The 15139-nt window shown below is 58.0% G+C and carries 13 protein-coding genes; 4 read left to right on the top strand and 9 right to left on the bottom strand.

The genetic code is table 11. The features are described 5' to 3' along the window. Positions 1-2: 2 nt before the first annotated feature. A complete protein-coding gene (locus MOE34_RS08845; RefSeq protein WP_242218806.1) occupies positions 3-1172 on the bottom strand; it encodes a hypothetical protein in 1170 nt (389 codons plus the stop codon). Then, complete coding sequence (locus tag MOE34_RS08840; protein WP_242218808.1) at positions 1160-3445, bottom strand: argonaute/piwi family protein; 2286 nt, start codon at positions 3443-3445, stop codon at positions 1160-1162. Before MOE34_RS08840 ends, MOE34_RS08845 begins: the two co-directional genes overlap by 13 nt. A gap of 644 nt (positions 3446-4089) precedes the next feature. Between MOE34_RS08840 and MOE34_RS08835 the strand changes: the two genes are divergently transcribed. Further along, positions 4090-4617, top strand: coding sequence for a hypothetical protein (locus tag MOE34_RS08835; RefSeq protein WP_242218810.1), 528 nt, complete (start codon positions 4090-4092; stop codon positions 4615-4617). A 240-nt stretch (positions 4618-4857) separates the two neighbouring features. Here the strand turns inward: MOE34_RS08835 and MOE34_RS08830 are convergent, their stop codons facing one another. From MOE34_RS08830 to MOE34_RS08810, 5 genes are all read right to left on the bottom strand, one after another. Further along, the gene (locus MOE34_RS08830; protein WP_242218811.1) at positions 4858-7992 is read right to left on the bottom strand and encodes a type I restriction endonuclease subunit R; all 3135 of its coding nucleotides are present in this window, start codon (positions 7990-7992) and stop codon (positions 4858-4860) included. Positions 7993-8133: 141 nt separating this feature from the next. Next, positions 8134-8829 (bottom strand): abortive infection family protein, encoded by a 696-nt coding sequence (locus tag MOE34_RS08825; protein WP_242218813.1) that lies wholly within the window; start codon positions 8827-8829, stop codon positions 8134-8136. 3 nt (positions 8830-8832) lie between these two features. Further along, positions 8833-9384 carry a hypothetical protein gene (locus tag MOE34_RS08820; protein WP_242218815.1) on the bottom strand — a complete coding sequence of 184 codons (552 nt, stop codon included), beginning with the start codon at positions 9382-9384 and terminating at the stop codon, positions 8833-8835. Then, complete coding sequence (locus tag MOE34_RS08815; RefSeq protein WP_242218817.1) at positions 9381-10601, bottom strand: restriction endonuclease subunit S; 1221 nt, start codon at positions 10599-10601, stop codon at positions 9381-9383. Before MOE34_RS08815 ends, MOE34_RS08820 begins: the two co-directional genes overlap by 4 nt. Then, on the bottom strand, positions 10591-11184 hold the full coding sequence (locus MOE34_RS08810) for an N-6 DNA methylase (RefSeq protein WP_242218820.1): 594 nt from the start codon (positions 11182-11184) through the stop codon (positions 10591-10593). The genes MOE34_RS08815 and MOE34_RS08810 overlap by 11 nt, the downstream gene beginning before the upstream one ends. Between MOE34_RS08810 and tnpA the strand changes: the two genes are divergently transcribed. From tnpA to tnpC, 3 genes are read left to right on the top strand one after another with little or no spacing between them, the layout of a single operon-like run. Then, positions 11077-11433: an IS66-like element accessory protein TnpA gene (tnpA, locus tag MOE34_RS08805; protein WP_242223859.1), complete on the top strand. Its 357-nt coding sequence runs from the start codon at positions 11077-11079 to the stop codon at positions 11431-11433. The genes MOE34_RS08810 and tnpA overlap by 108 nt on opposite strands. Beyond that, positions 11430-11783 (top strand): IS66 family insertion sequence element accessory protein TnpB, encoded by a 354-nt coding sequence (tnpB, locus tag MOE34_RS08800; protein ID WP_037436657.1) that lies wholly within the window; start codon positions 11430-11432, stop codon positions 11781-11783. The genes tnpA and tnpB overlap by 4 nt, the downstream gene beginning before the upstream one ends. A gap of 45 nt (positions 11784-11828) precedes the next feature. Further along, the gene (gene tnpC / locus MOE34_RS08795; protein WP_242218822.1) at positions 11829-13529 is read left to right on the top strand and encodes an IS66 family transposase; all 1701 of its coding nucleotides are present in this window, start codon (positions 11829-11831) and stop codon (positions 13527-13529) included. Here the strand turns inward: tnpC and MOE34_RS08790 are convergent. Both MOE34_RS08790 and MOE34_RS08785 read right to left on the bottom strand, forming a co-directional pair. Then, complete coding sequence (locus MOE34_RS08790; protein ID WP_108523402.1) at positions 13510-13743, bottom strand: DUF6429 family protein; 234 nt, start codon at positions 13741-13743, stop codon at positions 13510-13512. The genes tnpC and MOE34_RS08790 overlap by 20 nt on opposite strands. Next, positions 13730-15085: a type I restriction-modification system subunit M gene (locus MOE34_RS08785; protein WP_242218824.1), complete on the bottom strand. Its 1356-nt coding sequence runs from the start codon at positions 15083-15085 to the stop codon at positions 13730-13732. The genes MOE34_RS08790 and MOE34_RS08785 overlap by 14 nt, the downstream gene beginning before the upstream one ends. Positions 15086-15139 lie beyond the last annotated feature (54 nt).

Here is a 15139-nt window from a genome sequence, read left to right as displayed (position 1 = left end):
CTTCATCGCTTCATTTTCAGAGGTCGAGGTATGATCACGGCACAGGTAGTCCCCCCGATCGACTCCAGTCCGGATTTTAGTTCGTGGTGCTGCTCTGTCTGCGCACTGTCGTCCCAGACCACGACCATGATGTTGTCGTAGCCGCTATCAGTGCTCAGGTAGAGACTGGTATCCGCCGCTACTTCCTCTGTGACTTTAGCAAGCGCGGCCTGGCCTGCGGAGCGGAGGAACTTGACCTCGACGATTGTCCGCAAGGAAGGAATCCCTAGATCGGCTCGTGGATGTTTGTGACCGACGGACGGAAGGTTTTCCTCGTCCTCGAGGTCGGCAAACACCGGAGCCAGAATCGCCCAGAGAAACGACTGGACGTGGTACTCGTTTTCTACGTTCCAGCGCGCGGGAGCGGAATTCGCAGTCCGAGGCTTGTCCTCGTATCTCCATAGCTTGAGTGCCCGACCCGAATTGCGAAGAAGCGCCTTGAGGTCGTCGATCCCCGCAGCCCCCACGGACACGTGAGCCAATCTTGCAAGTGCAAACTCGAAAACAGCCAGACGAACGGCATCACGCGCCACTCCGTCGCCATGAGGCAGCATCTGAACGGCAGCTTGCCAAGCCGGCTCTACATCTTCGCTGTTCATTTGCCGACCGAGAACCTCGGCCAACGCGACCGAAAGCTCGGGAGGCGAGACGGTGATATTCGCCTCGCCGCAAACAATCCGGGCGGCGCGGATCAAGCCCTGCTGCCATGGATCGGTTGAGGATGATGCCTGTTGAAGGAGATTGGCGAGCCACGGCCCTCCGGTCTGGCCGTCCGCGGCTCCCAAGGCGATTCCTAGAAGGCCGATACCATCTGCCTCGATGCGTAGCGGCCGGCCGGGCGAGAAGAAATTGCGACCTGATAGATGTCTGATTTCTTCGTTCATAAGCGACAGCTGGGTTTCATCGAGCACCTTCCCTGCCGCGCCGAAACCGAGTGCCGCGATGTGCTCGGGATGCCTGGCTTGCCCGTCGAAATCCAGCGCGCGCCGCACCTGCGCTCGCAAGTTGGCTTCGTTCCCGGTGACCCAAGCGCAGAAGGCCCCGACGTGGCATGGTAGATCGTCCGATACCTGCGCCTTGGCGCGCAGCGCGTCGTGAACGTCAGCCAGCGCTATCGTCGCTATAGGAACCACAATGTTCGCCCGATCTGGCCGAATTTAACAGCCTCGGCATCCCAACCCGGGACGGCGGCCAGCCCGGTCAAACGTTCCGAGATAAGGTCAGAATAGCGGATCGTAATAGGGAACGGCTCCGGTGACATCATTCGCCACGAATGACCCGCGAACGCGAAAGCCTGGCGGGCGATGTATGTCATGTCGGTGAAGGTCGAAAGGCGGTGAAGTTTCAACAAGCAAGGTCGCGGCATTCCGTCTTCCGGCTTCTTGAGTTCCGAAGCACCCGAAAAGACGACGAGGGATTCCCGGTCCCCCAGCTTGATATGCAAACCACGCGTGGGTCCGAGCACCCCCTTTTTGGGATCGCGAAACCCATATCCGCTCTGTGCATGGTCGAACACGATAAAAGGATGATCGGGCGCGACATGCACGAACGCGAAGGTCACGTCCTGAAGTTTTAGGTCGTGGACGACCCTCTCAACGGCTTCCGCTTCGACATCCTTCAGTGGCTTGAACATGTGGAACACGAGTCGGACCTTGTCGGAACTGCGCCAATTGTCTTGGGTCCGGATGGTCGTTATCGCGCGCTTGAGAGTGTCGTAGAGCGCCGCGGCATAGTCTTCATAGGGGACCACGGCCGTTCTATCGCTCAGCAAATAGCTGCCGTCGCTCGAAAAAACCGTCGTTATCCCGACATACCGCTTTCCGGCGCCAATTCGGCTGGACGACTCGGTATGAGAACCAAGACCGATAACCAGTTCGTGGGCTACCGTCTGCTGAGCTGCAAGCAGCCAAGGGGTGCCTCCGAGTTTCGCGTAAGTGGCGAGGCTCAGATGATTGAGCGAGAACACAAGTTCTCCATCAGGTTGGGCCATCGTTTCCAGTCGAACGCTCTGGACCGGGACATCCCGCTTCAGGAAAACTGACTTGGTGGCGTAATACGGATTGTCGCCTCCGTCAGAAGCCTTGAACTCTTCCTCCACCTGGACAATAGCCAAATCCCATTTGAACCCCTCATCGGCCGATTTTGACAGCGCGGCCCTGCTCGCGACCAAATAGTCCTCTGCAGACGAACCTGCCGTCGTGAAGAAATTCACGGATGGCTTGTCTAGGTGGAAGCGTCGTAGGAAGCCGTCTCCATACCGTGCCTCTTTTTTCGCCCCCGTGAGGGCGTTCGGCATTCCCTCGAGAAATTTGGCCAGGAATCCGTCGACCTGGCCTTCGTGCCTGGCTTGGCAAACCACAGCGATCCGCAGTTGCTTGGGACTGAAAGTCCGCTGGTCGAAAGGCCCGCTTTCCTTAAGTCCGCGCTCTTTCCATGTGTCTTTTCGAGTTCCGCTCGGGTCGAAAAGCAAGGTGGGGGAGAAGATATTCTCGGTCTTCGGAAACGACCGGCTGCGGCTAGATAGCAATTCTCCTACCACAAACTTTGCCCCAGGCACGGCCTCGATGTTTGCCTTCTCCCGGAGATACTTCAACGCGTCCGCAGTCTGGTCTCGTCGCCCGGGGCCAGAATGAAATGATGCGGCATGACGCTCGGCTTCATCCAGAACGGACCGCGCCCGCCGCCCGAGGAGGCAATTCACGACATCTTCCATTATTTCCCGGCGAGGTTCCAGAAAGGCTTCTCCCGTTTTCACCGTTTCGTATCCTTCGGCGTTGTCGGTGAGAGACAGAATGTCGCCGTCCACCGCGACAACTTTTCCGACGAGTCGCACACGATCTAGGACGCGGGAATCCGCAGCGGGTTGCCGTATGGTGACATACCGTCCCAAGAGCGGAATCTCGTGTTCGAGGAGGACAGAACACGGCGCAGCGAGAAAGCTCTTCAACTTGGTTTCGCAAACGACTCCGAGCGTGCTTCTTCCGTCAGCGTGGATAGTTCTGGTATCGAAACGAAGGAGCGTACGACGTTGAATCCATTCGGGAAGCTCCGGATGAAGGAGATACCCACGGCCAACAGGCCCAACTACACTGACCGGACGGTCGGACAGGATGTCGCGAACGCCGCCGAACGCACGCAGCAATGCGGCGGAAAAGAGCGTCGGCCAAAGCCGGCGTTCCTTCAGAAGGTCAATTTCTTCACTGACGGTACCGAGGGGAACGGACCCATCGACAATGGGTATGTCGATGATCGTATCGTCAACGCCGCTTCGGTGAAAAACATGGCTGTCGACGAATTCGGCCCTCAGATCGGCAAGACGCTCCGCATCAAACGGTTGCCGGCCAACACGGACTGATGTGTCGCCGGTTATGGAGAGTGGCGCGAAATTAAGCGAAAGCTGGCTCATGAGCCCTTGGCAAACCCCTCTCGTGGAATTCCGTGAGTCGCGTCGACGATACCGCAAGTCGGTCGACATGCCGAGAATGCAACCACGCGCTGGTAGGGCAATTCCCAGCTTTCTTGCGCAAAACGCCGGAAAATAAGCGGCTCTACAGGCGGTGTCTTCTCGAGCGAACAAAGGTGTCTGCTTCGCTATCAAAGTCCGCCGATGGTCGTCATTCGAGGGGAAGCGGCTATTCGGATTTCCGTGTGAACGCTTCTGCTACGAACACGCCCGCCCTGCACCGCATTCCGAACTTCTGTATCTGGCCTTTGGTTGCCTCGAGCGGTAGAAGAAAGGCGCGGATTGATTACTAAAGTTGCAAGGAACAATTTGTGTTGACATATGTTTACACAGGTGCCATCTATAGAGGCATTGAATGAGCAGGCCTCGTCATCCGAACAAAGAGATCGAGGACGCAGTTGGTTATGCAGAGTCGAAAGGCTGGGTATGGCGAAAGCAAGGTCATTGGGGTCGATTGTACTGTGCGCATGCGGATCGTGACGGATGCCAGTTTGGTGTGAATGGGACCCCCAGAAATCCTGAAAACCATGCCAAGCAGATCATTCGGGCAGTGGACCGATGTCCACACAAGTTAAAGGAGACAAGCGATGAAGACATACGAGTTTAGCGTTATCGCTTCTGGTCTTGACCCGAATGCGGATGACTTCGAAGATCGTTTCTATGCGGCGGGCTGTGATGATGCGCTGATTGCCTTTCAGAAAGGACATATCATTGTCGACTTCGCCCGAGAGGCGGAATCCATTGAAGAAGCAATTTCCTCCGCGATTGAGGATGTGCGGTCAACCGGGGCTTCGGTTGACCGGGTGGAACCCGATCCGCTTGTCAATCTGTCTGAAATTGCGGACCGTGCCGGTACCACCAGAAGTGCGATCAGCCACTATGCAAAAGGCACGCGCGGCAAGGATTTTCCCGCACCGGTAGCAAAGATTACGGATGAAAGCCCGCTCTGGAGCTGGCCCGCTGTAGCACGGTGGTTTGTTGATCGCGAGCAGCTCGGCAAGGAGGCGCTCGTCGAGGCCGAGGTTTTCAGAGAAGCCAACGAAGTGATTGTTCAGAAGGACACCGCCCTCCGTGAACGGCTAAAGAAGGCTGCTGAGCTTTCCAGAGCCGCTTAGGTATAGTCCCCGCGCCCACTCAGTATTGCAGGCTACAGATAAAAACCAGCGCGGTGATCCAGTCTCTCTGCGCTGGTTTTTGGCTATTCGCAACTCATCCCCATGTCACCGTGTTCAGTGGATATGCGTTCCCACACGGAAATCCGAATAGTCGGGAAGCGGATACCGCCCTGCTAGGCACAACTACTTCACTGGCTACAGTTCAGCCTCCTCGGAAACAAGTATATGGTGGCGGTACCTCTACCCCCAATCGGCGGCAATAGCTTCGGCCTGACGGACAACCAAGTCCACAGCAGCCTTTTGCAAGTCGGGGGGATAGCCATATCGAGCAAGCATTTTCCGTACCTCGATGCGCATCTTGGCCCTCACACCCTCTTTACGCGTCCAGTCCACGGTTGCGGAGTCGCGGATGGTCTGCACCAACAGGCGTGCCAATGTGCGCAGGGTCTCATGAGCCATTAGTTCGCGGGCAGACCCATTTTCGGCGAGTGCCTCATAGAACGCGACCTCCTCTTGTGTCAGTCCCAGCTCCGCAGCCCGCGCGCCACTGGCTCGTATTTCTTTGGCAAGTGCAATCAATTCCTCAATGACCTGCACACTATCGACGGCGCGGTTATGATATTTGCGCAGCGTCTCGTCCAATCGCTCACTCAGCTTCTGGGCCTGAACGATGTTGGTGCGGGTATGGGCACTGATTTCATCGGCCAGCAAGCGGCGTAAAGTCTCGACAGCCAAATTCCTCTGGCTGGTGCCGCGCACTTCGGCAAGGAACTCATCGGAAAAGATGGAGAGGTCTGGCTGATCAAGGCCAGCGGACCTGAATACATCGAGGATACCATCTGCCATCACGGCTTTTGACAGCAGTTGGCGGATGTCCCGTTCAACTGTGGTGCGGCTACGGCCTGTGCCTGATGTGTACTTCGCCAAATTGGCACGGAGAGCAACGACCATGGCTATCTCATGCGCGCGGCCCTTTACCCGATCGTCACCCGCGCTGATCGCATAGGCGACTTCCAGCTTGAAGCCCATGTCGATGAAAGTATCACGTCTGTCGGTTGCCAGAAGGTGTTCCAAACACTGCTTCAAGATCGTAAGGCGGGTCGTAGGAGGCGATGTAAAGAAGTCTTTCCATGTGACACCGTCTAGCAGTACCAGCGCGCTTTCCAGCAGCGTGATAGTCTGACGTGCGGCCTCGTCAGAGTCCATACGCACTTGGTCTCGGTCGCCCTGCGTGTACTTCTCCAGGGCCGCCTTTAGTTCAGTACCGATTCCCAAGTAATCAACGACCAACCCACCGGGCTTGTCACCCCAGACCCTGTTCACCCGCGCGATCGCCTGCATGAGGCCATGACCACGCATAGGCTTGTCGATGTAGAGTGTGTGCAGGGAGGGCGCATCGAAACCAGTCAGCCACATGTCGCGCACGATAACTAGATCAAAACCGGACGAAGGGTCCTTGAAGCGAGACGCCAATGCCTCCAAACGAGATTTGGTACGCAAGTGAGGTTGCAACGGTTGAGGATCGTCAGAACGGTTACCGGTGATGACTACTTTCAAGAGGCCGGATTTGTCATCAGCGGACACCCATTCCGGTCGTAGTTTGGCGATCTCGTCGTAAAGCATCACAGCGACTCGACGGCTGACCGTCACGATCATTCCTTTACCGCCTGCCATCGCATCGCGTCGCGTACTGAAGTGCTCCACAATATCGGCGGCAATCTGCGCAACCCGATCAGGAGCACCCACGACTTCCTCAAACCGCGCAAGCCTGCCCTTGATGCGTTCCACGGCAGAGTCGTCACCTTCCGCAAGTTCCTCGGCAAGCGCGTCGAGTTGGGCCCGCTCTTCGTCATCAAGGGCAAGATGCAGACGGGCAAGACGAGCCGTGTAGTGGATGGGTACGGTGGCTTTGTCTAAAACTGCCTGCGTCATATCGTAAGTGTCAATAACATCGCCGAAAGTGCCGTATGTGTCGCGGTCCCGTTCTTCGATCGGTGTACCTGTAAATCCGACGAACGTCGCATGCGGAAGTGCCTGCCGGAGATAGTCGGCGAAACCAACTACTTCTCGCATGCCACCATCGCTTTCGACATAGCGCTTCTTGAAGCCATACTGTGTGCGGTGCGCCTCGTCGGCGATGACGATCACGTTGCCGCGGTCGGTGAGAAGGGGATGCGAGCCATCCTCACCTCTGAAGCGCTGGATGGTCGTGAAAACCAGACCGCCAATATCGACCGCAAGAAGGCGGCGCATCTCTTCCGACGTACCAGCCTGCCGAGGGGTGCCCCGTAGAGCCGCCCCGTGATCGGCGAAAGTACCGAAAAGCTGGTCGTCGAGATCATTGCGATCCGTCACCAGAACGATAGTTGGGTTCTTCAAATCCCTGGCGAGTTGAAGTTGACGCACAAAGAATAGCATGGTCAGTGACTTGCCAGAACCTTGCGTATGCCAGATAACACCGCCCTTTCTGCTGCCGGACTGAGCCGCGGTGAGGGTCGAGGCCAGCGCCTTCTTGACGGCATGGAACTGATGGTAGGCCGCGAGTTTCTTAGACTTGACGGTACCATCCTTGACCTCGAAGGCGACGAAATCGGAGATTAGTTCGATGAACCGCTCAGGCGCGAACACGCCACGGATCAACACTTCCAGCTCTGAGCGTCCAGCGTCATCAAAGTCCGTGCCATCAATAGTTCGCCACGGGGCGAACCGATCCAATTGCGCCGTCAGTGAGCCAATGCGCGCGTTGCTGCCATCGCTGATGACCAGCACCTGATTGGCGCGCATCAACTCGGGTGCTCTCGTCTTGTAGGTGGTTAGCTGGTTATGCGCCTTTTCCAGCGTTGCGGACGCGTCGGAAGGACTCTTCAACTCTAGTATTGCCACGGGCAGGCCATTGACGAAAGCTATGACATCCGCGCGAACAGTACCCCTTTCGCCTTTCACAATAAATTGGTTGGCGACGAGCAATCGGTTAGCCAGTGGATTCTCTTGATCGACGATCCTGATGCCTACGGTGCGTGTGGTACCTTTCTCGTTCACTTCGACAGGCACGCCGCTGACGAGGAACGGGTGGAAAAGCCTGTTGTTCTCGATGAGGTCCTGGCTCTGCGATGCCTTGATTTTTAACACGGCCGAATCGACCATGTCGGCCGTCGCCTCTGGGTTCAGGGAGGCGATGGCGCTGCGCAGTTCAGGCTCAAGGATCGCCTCGCGATAATCTGCCCGCGCGCCCATGGGGCCGTCCGGCGCGAGGTAGTCACCAGGCACGCTCCTCCATCCAAGCAACTCGAACCATGAGAGCGCCGCGAATTCGACGGCCTCTTCAGCTAGTTCCAGGCGCGGACTATCGGGAGGAGTAGAGTAAGTGTTGCTCACAGCTACCTCACCGCGCCATCATATGGTGGGACGTCACAGGAGAAAGGTGAATCGGGTCGCTCCCGCTTACAGCAACAAACCCACGTCGCCCGAAGGCGTCGGTGTAGGCTCCCCGGTCTGCGCGCCCGCACCACACCCGTGTCATGCAGCAACCTCCTTGTCGTCAGTGGCTTCGGCCGCGCTCTCGGCCTGCCAGTCGATCCGCGCCGCATCGTAAGCGGTTTCATCAAGGTGAAACAGCACGTAGCTGGGATCGAAGGTTGCACCGGCGATCTCTACCGGATCGAACTCTGAGTCGAGATAGGCATTGAACGCGTCATGGTCGCCGTAGTCCGGCTGGTGCCCTGCCACGTCTTCAGGCGCGGTCCGGCTCCAGGCGACATCGAAGAGGAAAGCAACCAGGCTGTCGCACAGGCCCCCCAGCATTAAGGCATGCTGACGCTGCAAGGTGCCCCAATCCAGCGAGCCGCCGTGGCGCATGTTGGGAATGTTGCTCAGTTCGGCGAGGGCCAGTGCCGCGCCGTTGATGCTGCCGAGCAATTTCGTGATCGTCTCATTGATTTTCGCGGTATCGGGGTGATCCGCTACGGAAAAGTCCATCGCGTTGAGAAGCGCGCGCGTTCGCTGTTGAAAATTATCGTCTTTTCCAAACGCGACGCCAAGACGCGGCCCAATGGTAGCGTGTGCGGCCTCGAACAGCGTGCGGACACTCTGGAGACAGAACGCAGGTTGAATCTCGATGCTGCGTTCCAGCGCTTCGACATGTATACGCAGCGGCTCCGCCCGGTCGGGGTGGGTTTCCATGAGTGCGCGGAGCATCTGCAGCGTGTAAGGCATGCGTCAGGCTCTTTCCCGTTCCAGCTCGAAGTCATGGCGGCGGACCGTGTCCAGCGCGTCAAACATCGTGTTCATGATGTGCCTGAGCTTGGCGAAATCGACCCATAGCTCCGGTGGCGTAGCAGGAGACGCGGCGTCATCGTAGCGGAAGGCCGTCGAGCGCGGGTCGACTGTGTCGAACTCGTGGATACGATCGCGAAGCCAGTTGACCTGAACGGTCGGGTAGCGTGAGGACAGCCGTTCGTGCAGCGCGTCTGCCATAGGCTTGAGGCCGTGTGTGCGCAGGCGTGCACCAGTGTGAAGACTCTTGAGGTTTAGCTCCAACGCGTGCCGGAAGCAGAACAAGATCGGGTCGACGCTCTCCCATGCTTCGCCATGTTTCATTGCCGCATCCAGCAGACGGAACGCCGCAGCGCGGTAGGACGTGACCATGTCGTAGGTGTCACGTGCGGTATTGCCGCTGTAGTTGACCAACATCGCGCCGTACTGCGTTTCAGGTTCGTCTGGCGGGTCAGCAAAGAGACGCCAGTTCAAATCAAATCGCGTTTCCGTCATGCCGCCACCTCTGTAGCTCCGGCGTCTTTGATGCGGAGTTCACCGGAGATCAGCTTAGGTAGCAGAGTGTCGCGGACCGCGCGCAGCGTAGCTGACTCTTCGACAAGGTTGAGGATGCGTTCATAAATCGGTTGCGCAGTACGCTCGAACGCCGAAACAATCTCGTCGCCGCCGTATATGACCTTTGCCGTCTTAAGGGTGGTGGTAGTGATCGTGTCGAACACTGAGCCATGCGCGCCACGTACTAGGTCGTTCACCATTGCTGAGAACGTGCAGGCGAGCCAAAACGGCCTCTTAGCCTCAGAATGCAGTGCATAACAGGTCTGGTTCATGGCCATTTCTCGACCAAAGACGCAGTGTCTGCCTGTGGTCGCTCCGCGCGCGACAACCACGGTTGAAAGCGCGGGGACTAAACGCGCGGCGCTTTCCTGAAGTCCGCGATGCGTGACGGTGCGTTCAGTGCTTATGAGGAATCGATCAGCACACTGGCTCACGTCCTTCGCGCTGGCCCAAAGAACAGGGCCATCCCAATATGCTGGTTCATCAGTCTTCGGCGTTCCTCCGGAAATAAGGCGCGCATGTTCGAGGAGTGGAACCTTACCCCAACCCGCCGGTAGACCATTTTCTTCGAAATGGTCAGGGAAGAGGGCTGCAGTGGTGTCGGGCAGGCCCGTGGGGTGGCCCTTGGATTTGGCGCGGACCGGGTCGAAATCGACGAACCAGCTCTTGAACACCGCCCGCGCTATGTCCTCTAATGTTGCCGCGGTGCGCAGGTTCGCGTCGACCTTGTCATCGAGCGAAGAAAGTAGTTCTGTGATTCGATCTTGCTCCTCCCGAGGCGGCAAGAGAAGATTTTGGACATAGAATGCGTCCCGAGTGGTCGACGGAATTGGAGACCCATCGTCGATGTTGTTCACGTCCAAATACTTGAGCTGATAGTAGGCCCATCGAAGATTTAGATCGACCTTCGGGCGCAGTGAATATGCCGTGTCGATCACCCAGTAGGGGGCAGTACTGTAGTGAACACCACGATAGGCACCTTTTCGCCCCACAATGACGCCGGGACCATCCCAGCGTGCTTCGTCATGCCAGCCGATTGGGCCGTTGGTGCCATAGACCCGCGCAATGCCCTTAGTTTTTGAATAACCATTTAGGGCTCTGCCATAAGCCAGCGTAGCTATCTCGCCCCACTTCGCGACGGTCCACTCACCAGCCATGGCCGACTCCCATTAGCGCCTTGCGGATACGTTCGTCCAGCGCCACGCCTTCGGCCATTTGCTCGCGCAGCACCTTGGTTAGCCGCGTCATTTTGGCGTCGAAGCCCTCGGCATCCTCTTCTGCTGCCTCAGTGCCGACATAGCGCCCAGGCGTCAGTACAAAGCCCTGCGCCTCGACCTCCTTGAGGGTCGCGGATTTGGCGAAACCTTGCACATCCTGATAAAGCCCGCCGATCTCTCTCCACGCATGGTAAGTGTCGGCGACCTTTGAGATGTCGTCGTCCGTTAGTTCCTTTAGCGTGCGAGAGACCATGATGCCGAGATTGCGTGCGTCGATAAACAGGATTTCATTTGTCCGATCGCGTAGCTTCTTGGTACGCATCCGAGGTGGGCCGCCTTGTAGGAATTGCCGGATCTGGCACTGACTGTCCTTATTGACGTCAAAAAGGACAGTGCGGCTATGGATCGAGTTGAGATTGTCGACACGGGTCGGCGTCGTCGATTTAGCAAAGAGATGAAGCTCCAGATTGTCGCCGAGAGCTATTCGGAACCTGGCTTGTGTGCGACGACGGCGCGGCGACATGGAATATCGCGTTCTCAGTTATATGAATGGCGCCGGCTCGCACGAGTGTGGCAACTGGATGTTGGGTCTCCTGTCGGTGGCTTTGTCCCGGCGCTACTTGTGCCAGAGGTAGAGCCAGCAGCAGGGTCATTGCCGAACGCCAGCCGGATGGAGGTTGTCAGCGCGAATGGTCGCCGTGTGATTGTGGACCGCGATGTCGACGTTGAAGCGCTGCTCCGGATCCTGCGCGGACTGGAGGCGCTGCGGTGAATCCGTTTCCGATGGGAACAGGGGTCAAGGTCTGGCTTTCGACGGGGTATACGGACATGCGCTGTGGCTTTCCCTCCCTGGCGCTTCGGGTGCAGGAGGTGCTGAAGCATGATCCGTTGTCAGGGCATCTCTTCGTCTTCAGGGGGCGCAGATCGGATATATTGAAGATCATCTGGCATGATGGTCTGGGCGCCTGCCTTTTTACGCGGCGCCTGGAGAAGGGCCGGTTTATCTGGCCGAATATGGAGGGCGGCGCGGTAGCGATCTCACCGGCGCAATTATCTTATTTGTTGTCCGGGATCGACTGGCGCAATCCGCAGGAAACCTGGCGTCCGACACGGGTCGGATAGCATTATTGCATTGAAAATATTGAGTGAATCTGATCGAATGGCTTCATGACTTCGAAGCCTGTGGATCTTCCTGCGGACCTTGCGAACGCCTATCTGGCGCTGCTTTCCGAGCGCGAGATGTTACAGGCTGAACGCGACGTCGTTGTCGCCGAGCGCGATACCGTCGTCGCCGAGCGGGACATGGCAGTGGCGCAAGCCGCCAATGCGCAGGCCATGCTGTCGGACAGTGAGGCCTTGATTGCCAGTCTGGAACTGGCGATCGAAAAGCTGAAGCGGGAACTGCGCGGCCGGCGATCCGAGCGCACGGCGCGCCTGATCGACCAGATGGAATTGCAGCTCGAAGAACTGGTGATGGCGGCGACGGAAGATGAAGCCGCAGCGCAGGCGGCTGCCGCCAAGACCTCGAGCGTGCGGTCGTTCACGCGCAAACGGCCGGTCCGAAAGCCGTGGCCGGAGGATATCGAGCGTGAGCGCGTGGTGATCGATCCCCCAGTCACCTGTGCATGCTGCGGCGGGTCGCGCCTGTCGAAACTGGGCGAGGACGTCACTGAGACGCTCGAGGAGGTTCCGCGCCGGTTCAAAGTGATCGAGACGGTGCGGGAGAAATTTACCTGCCGAGACTGCGAGGCGATCAGCCAGCCGCCGGCGCCGTTCCATGCCACGCCACGCGGCTTCATCGGTCCTCATCTGCTGGCGACGATCCTCTTTGACAAGTTTGGTATGCATAGCCCCCTCAACCGCCAGAGCACCCGGTTCAAATGTGAGGGCATCGAGCTTTCGACCTCGACGCTGGCCGACCAGGTCGGGTATGGCACAGCCGCGCTCCTGCCGATCTTTGATCTGATCGAGGCGCATGTCTTCGCGGCCGAGCGCCTTTTTGGCGACGACACCACCATTCCCATCCAGGCCAAAGACAAATGCACGACCGGGCGAATATGGACGTACGTGTGCGATGATCGACCCTACGGCGGCGCGGCAGCGCCGGCGGCCATATACTATGCGTCGAGCGACCGCCGCGGCGAGCACCCGCAGAAGCACCTGGCCGAGTATGGCGGTATTCTGCAGAGTGATTGTTACAATGGCTTCGAGCCGCTCAGTGTCGCCGAAAAGAAAGCGGTACCGATCACCTTCGCCTTTTGTCATGCGCACGCGCGGCGCAAATTCTTTGAACTGGCCGACATCCAGAAAAGTGCCCGTAACCGCAAACGCAAAGGAAAGCCGATCTCGCCGATCGCATTGGAGGCCGTCCAACGCTACGACGCGCTGTTCGAGATCGAGCGCCAGATCAATGGATTGAGCGCCGAAGAACGACTGGCCGCGCGGCAGGAAAAGAGCAAGCCGCTGTTCGATGACATGCACGAGTGGCTGAAACGGGAGCGCGCCACGCTCAGCAAATCGTCCGAGGTGATCGAGCCGATCGATTACATGCTGAAGCGCTGGGATGGGTTTGCCCGTTTCCTGGAAGATGGCCGGATTTGTCTCACGAACAATGCCGCCGAGCGCGCGCTGAGAGGAATTGCGCTCGGGCGCCGCAACTGGACCTTCGCCGGTTCCCAGCGTGGGGCCGATCGAGCCGCCATCATGCTCTCCGTGATCACGACTTGCCGTCTCAACGACGTCGACCCAAAAGCGTGGCTCGCCGATGTGTTCGCTCGCATCGCCGATCTTCCCGTCTCCCGCCTGCACGAACTGCTGCCTTGGCAATGGAAGACACACAAAGGGACGGCTATTGCGGCGGCCGCGTAAACAGCTCCCGGAACAACGCTTCCGAACGCTCCAAGCCTTCATCGGTCAGGATCAATGACTTCGACTTGTTGACAGGGTCGCCGATCAAGCCCTTCTTGTGAAGCCGATCCGTCGTTGCCCAGTCGAAGCCCTTCCAGGCACAACGCTCGTTATGCAGCGTCAGCCATAACAGCGCCAAGACGGCATCGTCGATCTTGTCCTCATCGATCTCCATGAACCGACGTTACCACGCGCGGCGCCCAAAATCCCGCGGCCCTCCTCGGATGGATACGCTTCTTGTCTCGCGAAAGGCCATTCGATTTGTCGCGGGTGAGAAACCACAGGCAGACTGGTATCTGTGTGGTGGAAAAGAGCTGCGCTGGTAGCGCCACAATACAATCAACGAGGCCCGGATAGTGTAATTGCTTTCCGGATTCGCTAACAGTGATGCCCTCGATTAGAGCCCGACGGATATCACCCTCGCCAGACTGTTGGCTGGAGAGCGAGCCGTTGGCCAGCACCACGCCTGCGTATCCATCGGGCGCAAGGTGGTAGATGATGTGCTGTAACCAGGCGAAGTTGGCATTGCCTGCAGGGGGCACGCCATAACGCCAACGGGCGTCGCCCTTGAGCTTATCGCCGCCCCAGTCACTGTCATTGAAGGGCGGGTTGGCGAGCACGTATTTCGCCATGAGACCCTTGTGCATGTCTTCGTGGAAGGTGTCCGCCCACTTGGACCCGAGGTTCGCCTCGATGCCCCGGATGGCAAGGTTCATCTTGGCGAGCCGCCATGTGGTTGCGTTGGACTCCTGTCCATAGACAGCGATCTGGTCGCGTGCCTTTTTAGGGTCAACGTGCTTGCCCGCATGCTCCTCCACGAAGCGCTCGGACTGCACGAACATACCTCCCGACCCACAGCAGGGGTCATAGACGCGACCCTTGAAAGGTTCCAGCATGGCGACGAGCAGCTTTACTACGCTGCCAGCCGTGTAGTACTGCCCGCCGCGCTTGCCCTCGAGCTTAGCAAATTCGCCGAGGAAATATTCATAGACTCTGCCCAGCACATCCTGCCCGTGGTGTTCGTCCTCGAACTTGATGTCAGAGAAGAGCTTCAGGACCTCGCCCAACTTAGTCTGATCCAGCTCCTGCCTAGCGTAATTCTTGGTCAACACGCCCTTGAGCGTGGGGTTTTCTTTCTCGATAGCGACCATAGCCTGGTCGATCAGCTCGCCAATAGTCGGTTTGGTGCTGGTGGCGTTCTCCTTGAGAAACGTCCAGCGCGCGCTTTCGGGCACGAAGAAGATGTCGGCCCCAATGATGAGATCACGAGCAGCATCCGGGTCGTCGAGGAGGAAGGCTTCCTCTGGGTTCGCCTTGACTTCGGCAATGCGGGCATCGAATCGATCCGAGATGTACTTCAGAAAAATCAGACCAAGTGCAACATGCTTATATTCAGCCGCATCCATGTTACCGCGCAGCTTGTCGGCGGCCGCAAAAAGTGTAGCGGCGATAGATGGGCCAGGCTTTGCCGCCTTGGTAACAGGGTTGTTGTCTCTCGGTTTTCTCCCACGCGGCACGACTCAACTCCAGTCTCTCAAAGTTTGACAGCTGGCCAGTTATTATCAACAGCA

This window comes from Shinella zoogloeoides, assembly GCF_022682305.1.
Classification (GTDB): Bacteria; Pseudomonadota; Alphaproteobacteria; order Rhizobiales; family Rhizobiaceae; genus Shinella; species Shinella zoogloeoides_B.
Note: the sequence above shows the minus strand (reverse complement) of the source record. Positions and strands in the feature narration are given on the sequence as shown.

Excerpts from the sequence above, each read along its gene's own strand:
- MOE34_RS08835 (WP_242218810.1), top strand. The coding sequence starts at position 4,090 with ATGAAGACATACGAGTTTAGCGTTATCGCTTCTGGTCTTGACCCGAAT.
- tnpC (WP_242218822.1), top strand. The coding sequence starts at position 11,829 with ATGACTTCGAAGCCTGTGGATCTTCCTGCGGACCTTGCGAACGCCTAT.
- MOE34_RS08810 (WP_242218820.1), bottom strand. The coding sequence starts at position 11,184 with ATGTCGCCGCGCCGTCGTCGCACACAAGCCAGGTTCCGAATAGCTCTC.
- MOE34_RS08825 (WP_242218813.1), bottom strand. The coding sequence starts at position 8,829 with ATGCCTTACACGCTGCAGATGCTCCGCGCACTCATGGAAACCCACCCC.
- MOE34_RS08840 (WP_242218808.1), bottom strand. The coding sequence starts at position 3,445 with ATGAGCCAGCTTTCGCTTAATTTCGCGCCACTCTCCATAACCGGCGAC.
- MOE34_RS08815 (WP_242218817.1), bottom strand. The coding sequence starts at position 10,601 with ATGGCTGGTGAGTGGACCGTCGCGAAGTGGGGCGAGATAGCTACGCTG.
- MOE34_RS08820 (WP_242218815.1), bottom strand. The coding sequence starts at position 9,384 with ATGACGGAAACGCGATTTGATTTGAACTGGCGTCTCTTTGCTGACCCG.
- MOE34_RS08790 (WP_108523402.1), bottom strand. The coding sequence starts at position 13,743 with ATGGAGATCGATGAGGACAAGATCGACGATGCCGTCTTGGCGCTGTTA.